At 68.3% G+C, this 15,799-nt stretch carries 13 protein-coding genes and 1 tRNA gene; 12 read left to right on the forward strand and 2 right to left on the reverse strand.

The window, feature by feature from the left end; translation table 11 throughout:
* Window positions 1–40 precede the first annotated feature (40 nt).
* The 5 genes from HYG95_RS12755 to HYG95_RS12775 are packed head-to-tail and all read left to right on the forward strand — an operon-like array spanning window position 41 to window position 5,786.
* Entirely contained in the window at window positions 41–1,594 is a 1,554-nt protein-coding gene (locus HYG95_RS12755; protein WP_225281658.1) for an adenylate/guanylate cyclase domain-containing protein, read from the forward strand.
* Between the two features lie 37 nt (window positions 1,595–1,631).
* Complete coding sequence (locus HYG95_RS12760; protein WP_181698183.1) at window positions 1,632–2,492, forward strand: hypothetical protein; 861 nt, start codon at window positions 1,632–1,634, stop codon at window positions 2,490–2,492.
* Window positions 2,489–3,505 carry a DUF4129 domain-containing protein gene (locus HYG95_RS12765; RefSeq protein ID WP_181698184.1) on the forward strand — a complete coding sequence of 339 codons (1,017 nt, stop codon included), beginning with the start codon at window positions 2,489–2,491 and terminating at the stop codon, window positions 3,503–3,505. The genes HYG95_RS12760 and HYG95_RS12765 overlap by 4 nt, the downstream gene beginning before the upstream one ends.
* Window positions 3,502–4,488, forward strand: a complete 987-nt coding sequence (locus HYG95_RS12770) for a MoxR family ATPase (RefSeq protein WP_067644085.1) — start codon at window positions 3,502–3,504, stop codon at window positions 4,486–4,488. The genes HYG95_RS12765 and HYG95_RS12770 overlap by 4 nt, the downstream gene beginning before the upstream one ends.
* Window positions 4,489–4,490: 2 nt before the next feature.
* Window positions 4,491–5,786, forward strand: a complete 1,296-nt coding sequence (locus HYG95_RS12775) for a DUF58 domain-containing protein (RefSeq protein ID WP_181698185.1) — start codon at window positions 4,491–4,493, stop codon at window positions 5,784–5,786.
* A gap of 91 nt (window positions 5,787–5,877) precedes the next feature.
* Here HYG95_RS12775 and HYG95_RS12780 read toward each other — a convergent pair whose 3' ends face one another.
* A complete protein-coding gene (locus HYG95_RS12780) occupies window positions 5,878–6,624 on the reverse strand; it encodes an RDD family protein (RefSeq protein WP_181698186.1) in 747 nt (248 codons plus the stop codon).
* A gap of 18 nt (window positions 6,625–6,642) precedes the next feature.
* Here HYG95_RS12780 and HYG95_RS12785 point away from each other — a divergent pair, with 18 nt between their 5' ends.
* A complete protein-coding gene (locus tag HYG95_RS12785) occupies window positions 6,643–7,668 on the forward strand; it encodes a stage II sporulation protein M (RefSeq protein WP_181698187.1) in 1,026 nt (341 codons plus the stop codon).
* 700 nt (window positions 7,669–8,368) lie between these two features.
* Complete coding sequence (locus HYG95_RS12790) at window positions 8,369–9,007, forward strand: class I SAM-dependent methyltransferase (protein ID WP_181698188.1); 639 nt, start codon at window positions 8,369–8,371, stop codon at window positions 9,005–9,007.
* 57 nt (window positions 9,008–9,064) lie between these two features.
* Here the strand turns inward: HYG95_RS12790 and HYG95_RS12795 are convergent.
* Window positions 9,065–9,147: transfer RNA gene (locus HYG95_RS12795), tRNA-Leu, on the reverse strand.
* 218 nt (window positions 9,148–9,365) lie between these two features.
* Between HYG95_RS12795 and HYG95_RS12800 the strand changes: the two genes are divergently transcribed.
* The 5 genes from HYG95_RS12800 to HYG95_RS12820 all read left to right on the forward strand — a co-directional run bounded on the left by HYG95_RS12800 (window position 9,366) and on the right by HYG95_RS12820 (window position 15,770).
* Complete coding sequence (locus HYG95_RS12800; RefSeq protein WP_181698189.1) at window positions 9,366–10,757, forward strand: DUF3662 and FHA domain-containing protein; 1,392 nt, start codon at window positions 9,366–9,368, stop codon at window positions 10,755–10,757.
* A 165-nt stretch (window positions 10,758–10,922) separates the two neighbouring features.
* Complete coding sequence (locus HYG95_RS12805) at window positions 10,923–11,399, forward strand: FHA domain-containing protein (protein ID WP_067495180.1); 477 nt, start codon at window positions 10,923–10,925, stop codon at window positions 11,397–11,399.
* The gene (locus tag HYG95_RS12810; protein WP_181698190.1) at window positions 11,396–12,838 is read left to right on the forward strand and encodes a PP2C family serine/threonine-protein phosphatase; all 1,443 of its coding nucleotides are present in this window, start codon (window positions 11,396–11,398) and stop codon (window positions 12,836–12,838) included. Before HYG95_RS12805 ends, HYG95_RS12810 begins: the two co-directional genes overlap by 4 nt.
* Window positions 12,838–14,310 (forward strand): FtsW/RodA/SpoVE family cell cycle protein, encoded by a 1,473-nt coding sequence (locus tag HYG95_RS12815; protein WP_067495175.1) that lies wholly within the window; start codon window positions 12,838–12,840, stop codon window positions 14,308–14,310. Before HYG95_RS12810 ends, HYG95_RS12815 begins: the two co-directional genes overlap by 1 nt.
* Window positions 14,307–15,770, forward strand: coding sequence for a penicillin-binding protein 2 (locus tag HYG95_RS12820; RefSeq protein WP_067495172.1), 1,464 nt, complete (start codon window positions 14,307–14,309; stop codon window positions 15,768–15,770). Before HYG95_RS12815 ends, HYG95_RS12820 begins: the two co-directional genes overlap by 4 nt.
* Window positions 15,771–15,799 lie beyond the last annotated feature (29 nt).

A 15,799-nucleotide genomic window follows, 5' to 3' on the forward strand; every position in this document is an offset into this window, starting at 1 on the left:
AAGGTCGCCTGTTCAGGGTGATTCGGTTTACAGTTCGAGTGTGATCAGCGACGTACGCTCCGGGACGTCTTCGCCCTGGGGTTCGCCCCTGCTCGGACCCGCCGAGGAGAAGGCGACCATCCGCCGGGTGCGGGTGCAGTTGCTGCTCACCGCTCCCCTGCTCATCGCCAACCTCATCGGCATCGCGATGACCATCGTGCTCGCGGGATTCGTGCTGCCGGGGCCGAGCATGTTCACCGGGCGGCTGCTGCTGGTGAACGCCGTCTTCACGCCGCTGTGCGCGGTGGCCGCGCTCGCGATCGGCACGGTGTGGGGGACCGTCGCCGGGCTGCGAACCATGCGCTGGGCCACCGACCCCGACCACGTGCCGACACCGGCCGAACAGCGCGTCACCGTCTCGGCGCCGCGCTGGATGGTGCTGCAGCAGGCGATGCTGTGGACCCTGGCGCTCATCGTGCTCACCATCGTGTACGGCGTGATCGAGCCGGGGCTCATCCCCAAACTCATCCTCGCCATCGGGTCGGCCGCGATCGTGGTGTGCGCCAACAGCTATCTGATCGTCGAATTCGCGCTGCGGCCCGTCACCGCGCGGGTGCTGCAAGCCGATCCGCAACGCCGGCGCGGCATCGGCGTGTTCGGACGCACCATGCTGTCGTGGCTCGTCGGTGTCGGTGTGCCGGTGGCGCTGGCGATGGTCGTCGCCATCTGGGCACTCGCCGATCCTCAAGTGAGCAAGGCGCGCCTGGCCGTGTGCGTGCTCAGTCTCGGCGGCTCGGCGCTGCTGTTCGGCATGCTGCTGATGGCGCAGGTCGTCGCCGCGACTGTCGCGCCGATCCGTGGCGTACGCCAGGCGTTGCGCCGGGTGGAGAACGGCGACCTCGACGCCGAGATCGCGCTCTACGACGGCACCGAACTCGGTGAGCTGCAGAGCGGGTTCAACCACATGGTGCACGGCCTGCGCGAACGCGCCATGATCGAGGACCTGTTCGGAAAACACGTCGGCCACGATGTCGCCATGGCCGCCATCGCCTCACGCCCCGTCCTCGGCGGGACCGAAACCGAGGCCGCCGCCCTGTTCATCGACATCATCGGCTCCACGACCATGGCCGCCACCCTTCCCGCGCCCGAGATCGTCGGCATCCTCAACCGCTTCTTCGACATCGTCGTCGACGAGGTGGAACGCCACGGCGGTCTGCTCAACAAGTTCGAAGGCGACGCCGCCCTCGCCATCTTCGGCACTCCCGCGCCGCTGGAAGACGCGGCGGGCGAGGCCCTTTCGTGTGCCCGCGCCATCCAGCGCCGCCTGCGCGACACCTCCGACCTGGACGCGGGCATCGGCGTCGCCGCCGGGCGCGTGGTCGCGGGCAATGTGGGCACCCACAACCGCTACGAGTTCACCGTCATCGGCGATGCGGTCAACGAGGCGGCCCGCCTGTGCGAACTGTCCAAGCAGTACGAACAACGCCTGCTCACCTCCGCAACCACCCTCACCAAGTCCGCGCCGACCGAAGCGAACCACTGGACCCTCGGCGAGCAGGTCACACTGCGTGGCCGCCTCGAACCCACCCACCTCGCCCTTCCGCACACTCCGTGAACCCACTCCCCCGGCCCGGCCCCGCTAGACTCGGGCCGTGCGCCCCGCCGTGACCACGGTCGGCGCCGTCGGGGCGGGCATCGATCCGGCACAAACGCCGACGGTCCCGATCCGCCCCCTGCGATTTTGCGAACTGCTCGACGAGCCGTTCGCCCTGATCCAAGCCCATATCCGGCCGCTGGCCGCGCTCGCGGGGGCAACGCTCACCCTCGCCGTACTCGGTGTACTCGGCATCACCGGCGTGGTCTCGCACCTCACCGACGGCTCCGACGCGGGTACCGCGTGGGCGGTGGTGCTGGCAACGGCCGCGTTCGGATGGTTGTCGCGGTTGGTGTTGCGTGGTGTGACCGTTGCCCTGGTGCTGGCCGACTTCTCCGGCGCCCGCATCAACCTGCGGTCCGGCCTTCGGACTGCCGCACACCACGGCGGGCCGCTCGTGCTCGCGCAGATCATGTTCTCGCTCATCGGAATCGGCGTGTTGGCGGTCGGCAGCCTGCTCGTTATCACCTATCCGCTCGCCCTGATCTGGCTGTCGAATCTGCGTGCCCGCCGATTCGTCACCGAACCCGCGATCATCGCCGAGAACGCCGGCTACCGGCCCGCCGTTGCCCGCTCGAAAGACCTGGTGGAGGGCGCGAACTGGAGCATCGGCGGTCTCTGGCTCACCCAGCGGGTGCTGTTCGCCGTGCTCGCGGTGCCCGCCTTCGGCATCCCCTTCTTTCTGTCGGACTTCTCCGGCACCCACCGATGGGCCTTCATCACGCTGGTCGTCGGTGGCCTGCTGCTGGTGGTGACGGTCGCCGAGATCGTGGAATCCACCAGCCGGGTGCTCTGCTATATCGACCGTCGCTGTGTCCGCGAAGGGCTCGACATCCGCATTCCGGGTGAGAACCGATGAACGACAACCAGGTCGGTCCCCCGCCACCGCCCCGGCTCGGCCCGGCCGCCGACCATCGCGCCGAAGCCGAGAACGCCGCGGGCCGCCGCGATTTCGACCGTGCCGTACGGGAACGCTTCCGCGCGGTCCTGCGTGGACTGGAACAGAACGGCAGCCTGCCGGTACGCCGCTCACGCACCGCGCAGGAAACCGCCGACGACGCGACCCTCACCCTTCCACCCGAACAGTCCGCCGAATTACATCCGGCGGCAAGCACTTTCGACGAGGTCGTCTACGGCGGCCGCCGCGCCACCGAGGACGAATACCGCCACCTCGAATACGCCGACCGCTATTCCCAGCACGCGCCACCGCCGGCCGCCGAGCCGGTCGACATCGAGATCGTCGACACCGAACCCGCACCGCGCCGACAACTTCCGCCACTTCCGGCGATCCTGCGCAACCCACGGTTCTGGGCGGTCCTCGCGGGCATCCTGTTCCTCGGCGTGCTCCTGTACGCGGGCCTGCAATCCTGCGGCGCGCCCAACGCACCGACCCCGCCCGACCCGCCACCGAACATCGACAGCCCACCGGACCGGCCCGACGACCTCCCCGATCCCGCGGGCAGCGACTCGATCTTCAGCACCCTCCCCGGCTGGCTGGCCTACGGCGGCCTGCAACTGCTCATCGCCTTCGCCGTGGTGGTGTGGTGGCGAGCCCGCAGGCGCGGCGCACTCGTCGGCGAACCGCGCCCGGTGGAGGTGGCCGCCAACGAACTGCTCGCCGGCCAGGCCGGGCTGTACCGCCGCTCGGGCGACGTGGCCTACGTCGCCCACATCCTGCGCTCGGCGACCCTGCGCCGAATCCGACCACGCCTCGGCACCCCAACCGACGACCAACTCGTCGCGACCGTCGCCACCCGCCTCGGCACCCCAGCCCCCCAGATCGGCACCGTACTGTTCGGCCCGGTGCCCGACGAATCAACCCTCTACCACGTTGCCGCACACCTCGAATGGATCGAGACGGAGCTCGGATGACCGACAACACTGTCCTGCAGAAGACGCCGACCGCGGCGGAGGCCGGGGCGGCGTTGGCCGCCTTGCGTACCGAGATCGGGAAGGCGGTGGTCGGTAACGATCAGGCCGTGCTGTACCTGGTGCTCGCGCTGCTGTGCCGGGGGCACGTGCTGCTGGAAGGTGTACCGGGCGTGGCCAAGACGCTGCTGGTGCGTGCGCTGGCCACCTCGCTCGACCTCGAGCATGCCCGGGTGCAGTTCACGCCCGACCTGATGCCGGGTGATGTCACCGGGTCGCAGATCTACGACCCGCATTCGGCCGAGTTCACCTTCCGGCAGGGGCCGGTGTTCACCAACCTGCTGCTGGCCGACGAGATCAACCGCACCCCACCGAAAACCCAGTCCTCGCTGCTGGAATCGATGGAGGAGCGCCAGGTTTCGGTCGACGGGCAGCCCCGGCCGCTGCCCGACCCGTTCGTGGTGATCGCCACCCAGAACCCGATCGAGCAGGAAGGCACCTATCCGCTGCCCGAGGCGCAGCTCGACCGGTTCCTGTTCAAGGTCGACATCCGGCTGCCCGAACGCGACGACGAGTTCCGCATCCTGCAGCGCCACGCCAACGGCTTCGACCCACGCGACCTCGGTGCGGCGGGATTGCGCCCGGTCGCCGGGCCCGCGCACATCGCGGCCGCGCGGGCCGCGGTGGGCCAGGTGACGGTCAGTCCCGAGGTACTCGCCTACATCGTCGACCTGTGCCGGGCCACCCGGTCCTCGCCCGCCGTCGCACACGGTGCGTCGACCCGTGGCGCCACCGCGCTGCTCGCCGCGGCCCGCGCCTTCGCCTGGCTGAACGGACGCGGATACGTGACCCCCGACGATGTGAAAACCGTTGCGGTTCCGGTGCTTCGGCACCGTCTGCAGTTGCGTCCGGAGGCCGAGCTGGACGGGGTGAGCGCCGAGGGTGTGCTCGCGTCGTTGCTCGGCTCGGTGCCGGTTCCGGTGTAGCGGTGGTCGTCACAGGCCGGTTCGCGCTGCTCGCCACGATGGCGGGTGCGCTGGTGATGTTCGCCGTTCCGTCGTTCGGTGGTGTGCTCGGCGCGAGTTCGCTGCTGCTCGTCGTCCTGCTGATCGATGTCGCGCTGTCCGCCCGCCCGAACACGCTGACCGTGACGCGCGAGCCGTTGACCGTCGTCCGGCTGGGCCGGGAGACGGAAGTCGAACTGGCCGTGACCAATACGGGAACCACTGCGGTTCGCGGGCTGCTCTGGGATGCGTGGCCCGAGAGTGCGCGCGCCGAATACCGCACGCGCCGCCTGGCTTTGGCACCGAACACCCGGATCCGGTTCCGCACCAAGCTGAATCCGGTATATCGCGGTGACCGGGTGGCGGGTCCGGTGACACTGCGCCTGCTCGGGCCACTCGGCATGGCCGGGCGGCAGACTCGCGTCGACGCGCCCGCCCGCGTCCGCGCGCTGCCCGCCTTCCGCAGCGAACGCCTGCTGCGGTCGAAGGTGAAGCGGCTGCATCACCTCGAGGGCCGCAATGTCGCCAATACCCGTGGTCAGGGCACCGAATTCGATTCGTTCCGGGAGTACGTGGCAGGCGACGACGTGCGAAGCATCGACTGGCGGGCCACCGCGCGCGCCACCGATGTGCTCGTGCGCACCTGGCGGCCCGAACGCAACCGGCACATGCTGATGGTGCTCGACACGGGCCGGGTCAGCGCGGGCCGGGTGGGCGACGGCACCAGGCTGGACTGCGCGATCGAGGCCGCCCTGCTGCTCGGCGGGCTGGCCGGCGCGGCGGGCGACACCGTCGACCTGCTGGCCTACGACCGCACGGTGCGCGCGGAGGTGACCGGCGCCGGTGGTGCGGGCCTGCCGATGAAACTTATGCACACCCTTGCCGGGGTCACACCGCAGCTTGTGGATACCGACACCGATGGTCTGGTTCGCACCGTGCTCGCCCGGGTGCGCAGGCGGGCGCTGATCGTGTGGTTCACCAGTCTGGACGGTCCGACGGTCACCGAACACCTGCTGCCCGCACTGCCGACGCTCACCCGACGGCACCGGGTGCTCATCGTCTCGGTGACCGACCCCGACATCGCCGCCGCCGCTCGCGACCGGGAAACCGCCGATGCCGTCTACACCTCGGCCGCCGCCGAGACTGTGCTGGCCGAGCGCGCGGTGGTGCGGGAATCCTTGCGCAGGCGCGGGGTCGCGGTGGTCACCGCCGCGCCGGATCAGCTGCCCGAGGCGCTGGCCGACGAGTATCTGGAGCTCAAGCGGTCCGGTTCGCTCTGAGTTGTGGACAGCCGGAGTTTCCACCGGCACTCACAGTTCATGCACCGATTCACCAACAGGTTGTCCACAGGATGGGCCTGTGGACAACTTCTCAGCGCAGCGAAAGCTGCTGGCGCCGAGACAGAATCGCGCCGATCACGTGGTACGGGGGATAACCCGCGGGCACCTGGGTGCGGACCGCCGCGCACATCGACTCGGCCAGCTTCGTCCCCAGGTGGTGCTGGGCGGCCGGGGTGAGGGTGCGCAACCTGGTGAGGTACTGCCGTGCGGCCGTCGCGAGCTCGTCGGACAGGCCGGTCGGGTCGAGCTGCGCGGCCCAGCCGGTGAGCCACGGGGGTGCGGCCGCCAGCGCGGGCCGGGGAAGCTGCTGACGGGTGTGCACAACCACCGTGCCCGCGAGCACGTCACCCACACGCCTGCCCTCGCGTGAGCACAGCGAGGTGATCACCGCGACCGCGCCGAAGCCACCGAGCATCCAGAAGTCGACGATCGCCCCCGTCAGCCCACGGGTGAGCGCGTGCCGGAAATCGGTCGGGCCCGCATCGGTGCGAACGACCCGCAGCCCGAACGCCATCTTCCCCAGGGAGCGTCCGCGCGTGAGGGTTTCGCTGCACACGGGATAACCGACCAGCACGGTCACGATGGTGACCACCGCGAGCACCGACATCCACGCCTCGTCGGCGGCGCTCCACAACAGCATCAGCATCCCGGCGTAGAACAGGCAGAAGGCCAGCGTCAGCTGCAGCATCAGGTCGAGCAGGAAAGCGCCCGCACGGCTGGGGATACGCGCGATGGGAAGTTCGAGCGCCACCGCTTCGCCGGTGGTGAATTCGGCCATGTGGCTAGCATTCCCGATATGGACACCGATGCCTACAGCTGGGCGCGTCAACGGTCGTGGTATCGGCTGGATCAGCTGGTCCGTCAGCGCAGGCTCACCGGGGCCGAGGCCGACGAACTGATCGCCCTGTACCGCTCGGCGTCCCAGCAGCTGGCCAAGCTGCAGGGTCATCGGGCCGATCCCGAGGTGCTCGCCGGGCTCAGCGCGCTGCTCGCCCGCGCGCGTGGGCGCGTGCTCGCGGCGCGCTCCCAGCCGTGGCGCGAGATGGGCCGATTCTTCACCAGGGGCTTTCCGGCGGCTGTGTACAGAGCATGGCCGTGGTGGTTGGGGACAACCGCGATCTTCCTGCTCGTCAGCACGGTGATCGCGGTGCTTGTGGACAACTCGGCGGGCGCCCGCGAAGCCCTGGGGATTCCCGAGGGCGATCACTCGATCATCACCGGACCTGGGGGTTCGTTCGAGACCTACTACTCCGAACACCCCAACGACGCCTTCGCCGCCAAGGTGTGGACCCACAATTCCTGGGTCTCGGCGATCGCCTTGTTCACCGGCGTACTGATTCTCCCGGCTGTGTATGCCCTGTTCATGAACGCGCTGAATCTGGGGATAACCGGTGGATTGATGGCCGACGCCGACCGGCTCGACTCCTTCTTCGGTTTCATCCTTCCGCACGGAACACTCGAGCTCACGGCACTGTTCGTGGCGGGCGGTGCCGGCTTGAAGCTCGGCTGGACGCTGGTCGATCCCGGTCGGTCGAGCCGAGCCGCCGCGATGGCACGGCAGGGCCGGGCGACTGCCACGGTCGCGCTCGGTCTGGTCGCGGTGCTGCTGGTGTGTGGATTGCTCGAGGGATTCGTGACGCCCAGCGGCCTGCCCGCGCCCGTGCGCATCGCTCTCGGCTTCCTGGCCGAAGGATTGTTCCTCGCCTATGTGTTCGTGGTGGGCCGCCGGGTCGCCGAAGAACAGGACGCCGCTTCCGCGCTCCCCGAGGCCATGCCCGATCCGGCCTTGCGATGGCTGCCGAAGGCTCCCGCGCGGGCGTGATCACGCATCTGCACGTGCATTTGTGCGGCAGGCAACTCCGAGCACACCTCGGCTGTGAGCCCACTGGGCAATCGACAGCTACGTGAGGTTACGAGTTGGTGAACTCCCCCGATTTGAGTTCCGCTGGCCGCAGCGAGTCGAGCTCGAGCTGCGGCCAGCGTTGCCGTTAACTGTACACAATCGTTATGCCCATGCAACCCCCTACGCGCAGGTTAGGGGTATCGAGTGCGGGTCTGCGAAGACCTGTGAAGCGGCCGCTCTCCACAACTACAGCTAACTCCTGGCGCTTCGCCGGGAAGGCAATTGCACACACCGGGAATTCACCTTCGGCAAACCTGGGACCATGAGTCCCATGCGTTCGATGGCGCGGTCAAGGGAATATTGCTGCCCATTGCCCACACCTCCGACCGCACCCCGCGCATAGCCGATAACCTGCGACAACGGCAACCGGATTTCGGTTTGCGCGATACTCGGCGCCTTAAAAGAAACCTTAAGTTTGTTTACAAGGCTGCAAACATGATCAACAACTAGCAATCAGGTCGAATCACCTGCCATGCAGCTACTTACTGCGCGGCTGACAAGTTGCGCAGGGACCCCGAACGGCTCGAGACGGGCAGTGAAACAGCTGGAAGACAGCCGGATTACCGCGCTGTGATCTTCGCCTCACCGCCCCGGAATAGCGAAGCCCTACGATGACGACATGACCGGGGTCAAGGACCGTTTGCTCACCATCGTTGCCGGCCAGCTCGGTAATCCACACGGACCACTCGGCAAGGTGGTGGCCTTGCTCCTCAATCGGGGAAACAAGCGCGCCATCGCGGGCGCCGTCGACGGCGCTGCCCCCGCCGCGGGCGCGGATGTGGCCGATATCGGCTTCGGCGGCGGCGCGGGCTTGGCGATGCTGCTGGAGCGAGTCGGCCCGGACGGCGTGGTGCACGGCATCGAACCCTCGCCCGACATGCTCGCCCGCGCCCGTGGCACCTACGCCATGGAGGTGGCCGAGGATCGGCTCGTGCTCGCCGAGGGCACCCTCGCCGCCTTGCCGCTGCCCGATGCGAGCCTGGACGCGGCGATCACGGTGAACACCGTCTACTTCCTCGACGACCTGCCCGCCGCGTGCGCCGAACTCGATCGCGTGCTCCGGCCCGGCGGCACGGCCGTGATCGGCATCGGCGATCCGGACGGTATGGCCCGGATGCCTTTCACCCCTTATGGATTCACGCTGCGCCCGGCAGCCGAGGTGACGGGCGCGCTCACCGGGGCCGGCTTCACGGTCGAACAGCGCACCCTGCCCGGTCCGCCGTTCCCTTTCCACCTACTCGTCGCGCGCAAGGGGTGAGCGTCGCCGGAAACGACAAAAGGCCCGATCCCGAGGGATCGAGCCTTCTGCTCTCTGTGGGCGAAGGGGGACTTGAACCCCCACGTCCTTACGGACACTGGCACCTGAAGCCAGCGCGTCTGCCATTCCGCCACTCGCCCGAGCGACTCGAAAAATCTAACATGCTCGCCACCCGAAAATAAAATCGGGCCCCTGACCTGCGGTGATGTGAACCTGCACAGCTCGGGAACCGGGGCGCTGCGCCGGGAGTTACCTGGTAGGAGGATCGTGGATATCATGCAAGGAACGTGGTCGGGTTCGGACACGCCGTAAAGGGCACTCCGACAGGACGGACACGCGCACCGAAGGGAGGGCTGTGATGGGCATCGTGTCGAGATTCGAACGTCGCTTACAGAGCGCCGTCGGTGATGTGTTCGCGAGGGTGTTCGGCGGCAGCGTCGTTCCCCAGGAGGTAGAGGCCGCGCTGCAGCGCGAAGCCGCAGATCGGATCCAGGATCTGGAGGGCGGGCATCAGCTCGCACCCAACAGTTATGTGATCACGATCAACGAATCAGATTTCGGGAAACTCGACGCAGATCACGACCTGACGACCAAGGCGTTCGCCAAACATCTGCAGGATTACATCCGCGAGCAGGGCTGGCAGACCTACGGCGAAGTGCACGTGGCGTTCGAGGCATCACCTACGCTGCACACCGGAATGTTCAGAGCGAGCGGCCGCGTCGACCCCGACGCCGGTCGCGGGACCGTCCCACCTCGCCCCGGACCGCCACAACGACCCGCACACCCGCAACCAGGAGCTGGCCCCATGACGCACAACTCAGGCTACGAGCCAAGCCGAGAGCCCGCGGAGTCCGATCCACGCAACCGCGGGTACGCACCGCCGCCCGCCGCGCCTGGGGCTCCCTATCCGCCTGCCGACGACTACGGCCGCGGTGGCTACGGCGCGCCCGAGGGTCAGCCCGGCTACGACCCCGCCTACGGCCAGCAGGGCGGCGAGTACCACAACGGGTACGACCAGGCCCCGCAGCCGGGCTACGGTCAGCCCGGGTACGGCCAGCAGGGCTATGCCGAGCCCGGTTACGACCAGCAGGGCGGGTACGGCCAGCAGGCCTACAGCCAGCAGGGTGGTTACGGCCAGCCCGGTTACGCCGAGCCGGGTTACGACCAGCAGGGTGGGTACGGCCAGCAGGGTTACGCCGATCCGCAGCAGGCCTACGGCCAGCAGCCCGGGTACGGCCAGCAGGGTTACGCCGAACCCGGTTACGACCAGCAGGGCGGCTACGGTCAGAACGGTTACGCGGAGCCCGGCTACGGTCAGTCCTCCGGTTACGGCGCCCAGGCGGCCGGTTACGCCGAGCCCGCTTACGAGGAGCCCGCCGGTTACGGCCAGCAGGGTGGGTACGCCCAGCCGCAAGCCGGTTACGGCCAGCCCGCGGGTGGTTACGGTGCCCCGGCCCAGTCCAGCTACTCGGCCACGCTGCAACTCGACGACGGCAGCGGCCGCACCTACCAGCTGCGTGAGGGTTCCAACATCATCGGCCGCGGCCAGGACGCGCACTTCCGGCTGCCCGACACCGGTGTGTCGCGCCGCCACATCGAGGTCCGCTGGGACGGTCAGACCGCCATGCTCTCCGACCTGGGTTCCACCAACGGCACGCTGGTCAACGGCTCGCCGGTACAGGACTGGCAGCTCGCCGATGGTGACGTCATCCGGGCCGGACATTCCGAGATCCTGATCAGGATCGTCTGATCCCGTAAGCTGCGCGGTGCAGGTCACGTGTCGACGCCGTCGGCCCTATGATGCTGCCATCACACGCACGGCCCCGACCTCGGGGCCCGCAAGCCAGCACGCTGGTGGGGGTCACTTCGTCCCCTGCCGTACCGACGTACCCGGGCGAACAGGAGGTGGAACGCCGTGCAGGGATTGATCCTGCAATTGACCCGCGCGGGGTTCCTGCTGCTGCTCTGGTTGTTCGTCTGGGCCGTTCTGCGGACCTTGCGCAGCGATATCTACGCGGCATCCGGCATCCGGATACAGCCGAGGGCCGCACGCGGAGCGCGTGGTTCCATCGGTCTGCCATCCCTGAGCCGAGGCCAGAAGGGCGCCAAGTATCTAGTGGTGACTCATGGTTCACTAGCCGGCACTCGGATCACACTCGGCACGCAGCCGGTCCTCATCGGCCGCGCCGACGATTCGACGCTGGTACTCACCGACGACTACGCCTCGACCAGGCACGCGCGACTGTCTCAGCGTGGTGACGACTGGTACGTGGAAGACCTCGGTTCCACCAACGGCACGTATCTCGACCGCGCGAAAGTCACCACCGCCGTCCGTGTTCCGCTCGGCACTCCTGTCCGGGTCGGCAAAACAGTGATCGAGCTGCGATCGTGACACTTGTTCTGCGCTACACCGCGCGAAGCGACCGCGGACTCGTCCGGGGCAACAACGAGGATTCGGTCTACGCGGGCGCTCGCCTGCTAGCCCTCGCCGACGGTATGGGTGGACACGCCGCCGGTGAAGTCGCCTCCCAGTTGATGATCGCCGCGCTGGCGCATCTCGACGACGACGAGCCCGGCGAGGACATCCTCGGCAAGCTCGACCGCGCCACCCGTTCCGGCAATGCCGCCATCGCCGACCACGTCGAGGCCGAACCCGAACTCGACGGCATGGGCACCACGCTCACCGCCATCCTGTTCGCGGGCCGCAAGCTCGGCATGGTGCACATCGGCGACTCGCGCGCCTACATGCTGCGCGACGGCGAACTCACCCAGATCACCCGCGACGACACCTTCGTGCAGTCGCTGGTCGACGAGGGCCGCATCACGCCCGAGCAGGCGCACACCCACCCGCAACGATCGCTCATCATGCGTGCCCTCACCGGCAACGAGATCGAGCCGACGCTGATCATGCGTGAAGCCCGCGCCGGTGACCGGTATCTGCTGTGCTCCGACGGACTTTCGGACGTGGTGAGCGACGAGACCATCGGCAACACCATGCGTGAGGGCAATACCGACGAGTGCGCCGACCGGCTCATCGAATTGGCTCTGCGCTCGGGCGGTCCCGACAACGTCACCGTTGTCGTCGCCGATGTCATCGACCTCGACTACGGGCAGAGTCATCCGATCGTCGCCGGTGCCGCCTCCACCGAGGAGGAGGAAGACGCGCCGCCGCCGAACACCGCGGCCGGCCGCGCCGCCGCCATGCGTCCACCGCGTGCCCAGCCGCGCCGGGCCGCCGCCGCTCCCCCGCCGCCGGAGACCAAGTCGCACAAGCTGCGCTGGCTGCTGCTGTCGGTGGCCTTGATCGTGGCCGTCGCGGTGGGACTCGTGGTGGGCTACAAGATGATTCGCAGCAACTACTACGTGGGCGCCGACAACGATCAGGTGGTCGTGATGCGCGGCCTGCCCGGTTCGATCCTCGGCTACGCCATCCACGACGTGGAGCTCACCGCCTGCGTGAACAGCAAGAACGAGATCACGCTCCTCGAGGTCGGCGCCACCGCCCCAACCGGCTGCAAAAAGCTGATGGTCAGCGATCTCAAGCAGACCGGCCGCGACCAGGTGGAGCGCAGCTTGCCGCCGGATTCGCTGGCCCAGGCCCGCGAGAGCATGCGCCGGCTCACCGGCGAGGTGCTCGACCCGTGCCCCAAGAAGGAATCGGTGCCGCAGCCGGGTGTGCTGCCCACCGAGGTTCCGCCTGCCACCCCGGCGCCCGCGCCCGGCCCGGGTGACCAGCCCGCCACGGCGACACCGACGCCCGCACCGACCACTACGCCCGCCCCGACACCTTCCCCGCAGATCTCAGGGGAGAACTGCCGGGTGACGGACTGATGTCCGCACCGGCACCACCGTCGGCGGGGGCTTTCCCGAGTCCCCCAGGCGGATTCGCGCCCGCACCGCCGCCCTCGACGCGGCGGAACCAGGAGCTGTTACTGCTGGCGGGCGCGGCGGGTATCACGACGGTGTCGTTGTTCATCGTCGAGGCGAGCCAGGAACAGTCGATCACCTGGGACATCGCCAAGTACGGTGTGGCGTTCCTCGCGCTGTTCGGGGTGGCGCACCTGGCGGTTCGCCGGTTCGCGCCGTTCGCCGACCCACTACTGCTACCGATCGTGGCGCTGCTCAACGGTCTCGGTCTCGTCCTGATCCACCGCCTCGACCTCGCCGACGCGCAGCAGGCGGCATACGACTCGAGCCCCATCCCGTCCCCGGACGCCAACCAGCAGATCATGTGGACCGGCCTGGGCATCGTGGTGTTCATCAGCCTGCTCATCGTGTTGCGTGACTACCGCACGCTGGCGCGCTACACCTACACACTAGGCCTGGTCGGACTGATCGCGTTGGCGATTCCGGCACTGTTGCCGAGCCGGTTCTCCGAAGTCAACGGCGCCAAGATCTGGATCAAACTCCCCGGATTCAGTGTGCAGCCGGGCGAATTCGCCAAGATCCTGCTCATCATCTTCTTCGCGGGTGTGCTCGTCGCCCAGCGCGACCTGTTCACCGCCGCGGGCAAGCACTTCCTGGGCATGGAGTTCCCGCGGCCGCGCGACCTCGGTCCGGTGCTGATCGTGTGGGTCGTGTGCATCGGTGTGCTCGTGCTCGAAAAGGACCTCGGCACCTCGCTGCTGATCTTCGGCACGGTGCTGGTGATGCTCTACATCGCGACCGAACGGGTGGGCTGGTTGCTCATCGGCGGCGGCCTGCTCGCGCTCGGTTTCGTGTTCGCCTACCAGCTTTTCGGGCATGTGCGGGTGCGCGTGGACACCTGGCTGCACCCGTTCGACGACTACCACAACACCGGCTACCAGATCTCGCAGTCGCTGTTCGGTTTCGCCACCGGCGGCCTGGCGGGCACGGGCCTTGGCAGCGGGCGTCCGCAGCAGGTGCCCTTCGCCAAGACCGACTTCATCGTCACCACCATCGGTGAGGAACTCGGCCTGATCGGCCTGGCCGCGGTGCTGATGCTGTTCCTGATCTTCATCGTGCGCGGGCTGCGCACCGCGCTCGCCGTGCGCGACAGTTTCGGCAAGCTGCTCGCGGCGGGCCTGTCGTTCACCATCGCCATCCAGATCTTCGTGGTGGTCGGCGGCGTCACCAAGCTGATCCCGCTCACGGGTCTGACCACACCGTTCATCTCCTACGGTGGCTCCTCGCTGCTGGCCAACTACGCGCTGCTCGGGTTGCTGATCAAGATCTCCGACGCCGCCCGCGCGCCCGCGCCGACCCGCAAACGCGCACCGGCGCCGATCGCCGAGGCGTCGACCGAGTTGTTGCGCAGGTCGGAAGGCAGGGCGAGCGCATGAACACTCCACTACGCCGGGTCGCCGTCGCCGTGATGGTGATGGTCGTCGCGCTCCTGGTGAACGCCACCTATCTGCAGGTGGTCAAGGCCGACGACCTGCGCGCCGACCCGCGCAACGTGCGCGTCCTGCTCGACGAGTACTCGCGCCAGCGGGGCCAGATCTCGGCGGGCGGTACCGTGCTCGCCGGTTCGGTCGCCACCGACGACCGGTACAAGTACCTGCGCCAATACCCCAGCAGCCCACCGGCTTACGCCCCTGTCACCGGGTTCTACTCGATGCAGTACGGCAAAACCGGAATCGAGCTGGCCGAGGACCCGCTGCTCTCGGGCAACGACTCGAGCCTGTTCGGGCGCAGGCTCGTCGACATGTTCTCCGGTCGCGACCCGCGCGGCGCCAATGTGATCACCACCTTGAACCCGGTGATGCAGCAGGTGGCCTACGACGAGATGACCGCCAAGGGCTACACCGGTTCGGTGGTGGCGATCGAGCCGAGCACCGGCAAGATCCTGACGATGGTCTCCACCCCGAGCTACGACCCCAACGAACTGTCGGGCCACGACGGTGCGGCGGGCCGGGCGGCCTGGGACCGGCTGAAGAACGACCCGTCCCAGCCGATGCTCAATCGCGCGGTCTCGCAGACCTATCCGCCCGGTTCCACCTTCAAGGCCGTGGTCACCGCCGCCGCGCTGGCCAACGGCGTGAGTGTGGACGACCAGTTCACCGCCGCCCCCAACATCACCCTGCCCGGCACCAGGACCACGCTGGAGAACTACAACGGCGCCACCTGCGGTGACCAGCCGACCGCCTCGCTCACCGAGGCCTTCCGGCGGTCCTGCAACACCGCGTTCGTCGAGCTGGGGATGAAGGTCGGCGCCGCCGAACTCAAGGACCAGGCCGCGGCCTTCGGGATCGGCCCGCACCGCGGTGTCCCGATCCCGGTCGCCGAGTCGACGGTCGGGCCGATCCCCGACAACGCGGCTCTCGGCCAGAGCAGCATCGGTCAGCGCGATGTCGCGGTGACCCCGCTCGACGTCGCCGTGATCGCCGCGACCATCGCCAACGGCGGCTCCCGGATGCAGCCGTACCTGGTGGACCAGACGCAGGCTCCCGACCTGTCGGAGCTGAGTGTGACCGAGCCCTTCTCGGTGGGCCAGGCCGTGAGTCCACAGGTAGCGTCGAGCCTGGTGAACCTGATGATCGCCTCCGAAGCCAACACCGCGGGCGGCGGCCGGTCGCCGTACCAGATCGCGTCCAAGACCGGCACGGCCGAACACGGCAGCAATCCCCGTAACACCCCGCCGCATGCCTGGTATATGGCCTTCGCGCCCGCGCAGAACCCGAAGATCGCCATCGCGGTGATCGTCGAGAACGGCGGCGACCGGGCGCTGGCGGCGACCGGCGGCTCGGTGGCCGCACCGATCGCCAGGTCGGTACTGGACGCAGGCCTGGCAGGGGGCTGAACGAAATGAGTGTGCGAGTGACAACACGG

It is taken from the genome of Nocardia sp. GTS18 (assembly GCF_013839555.1).
Classification (GTDB): Bacteria; Actinomycetota; Actinomycetes; order Mycobacteriales; family Mycobacteriaceae; genus Nocardia; species Nocardia rosealba.

Excerpts from the sequence above, each read along its gene's own strand:
- HYG95_RS12765 (WP_181698184.1), top strand. The coding sequence starts at position 2,489 with ATGAACGACAACCAGGTCGGTCCCCCGCCACCGCCCCGGCTCGGCCCG.
- HYG95_RS12770 (WP_067644085.1), top strand. The coding sequence starts at position 3,502 with ATGACCGACAACACTGTCCTGCAGAAGACGCCGACCGCGGCGGAGGCC.
- HYG95_RS12780 (WP_181698186.1), bottom strand. The coding sequence starts at position 6,624 with ATGGCCGAATTCACCACCGGCGAAGCGGTGGCGCTCGAACTTCCCATC.
- HYG95_RS12785 (WP_181698187.1), top strand. The coding sequence starts at position 6,643 with ATGGACACCGATGCCTACAGCTGGGCGCGTCAACGGTCGTGGTATCGG.
- HYG95_RS12790 (WP_181698188.1), top strand. The coding sequence starts at position 8,369 with ATGACCGGGGTCAAGGACCGTTTGCTCACCATCGTTGCCGGCCAGCTC.
- HYG95_RS12800 (WP_181698189.1), top strand. The coding sequence starts at position 9,366 with ATGGGCATCGTGTCGAGATTCGAACGTCGCTTACAGAGCGCCGTCGGT.
- HYG95_RS12815 (WP_067495175.1), top strand. The coding sequence starts at position 12,838 with ATGTCCGCACCGGCACCACCGTCGGCGGGGGCTTTCCCGAGTCCCCCA.
- HYG95_RS12820 (WP_067495172.1), top strand. The coding sequence starts at position 14,307 with ATGAACACTCCACTACGCCGGGTCGCCGTCGCCGTGATGGTGATGGTC.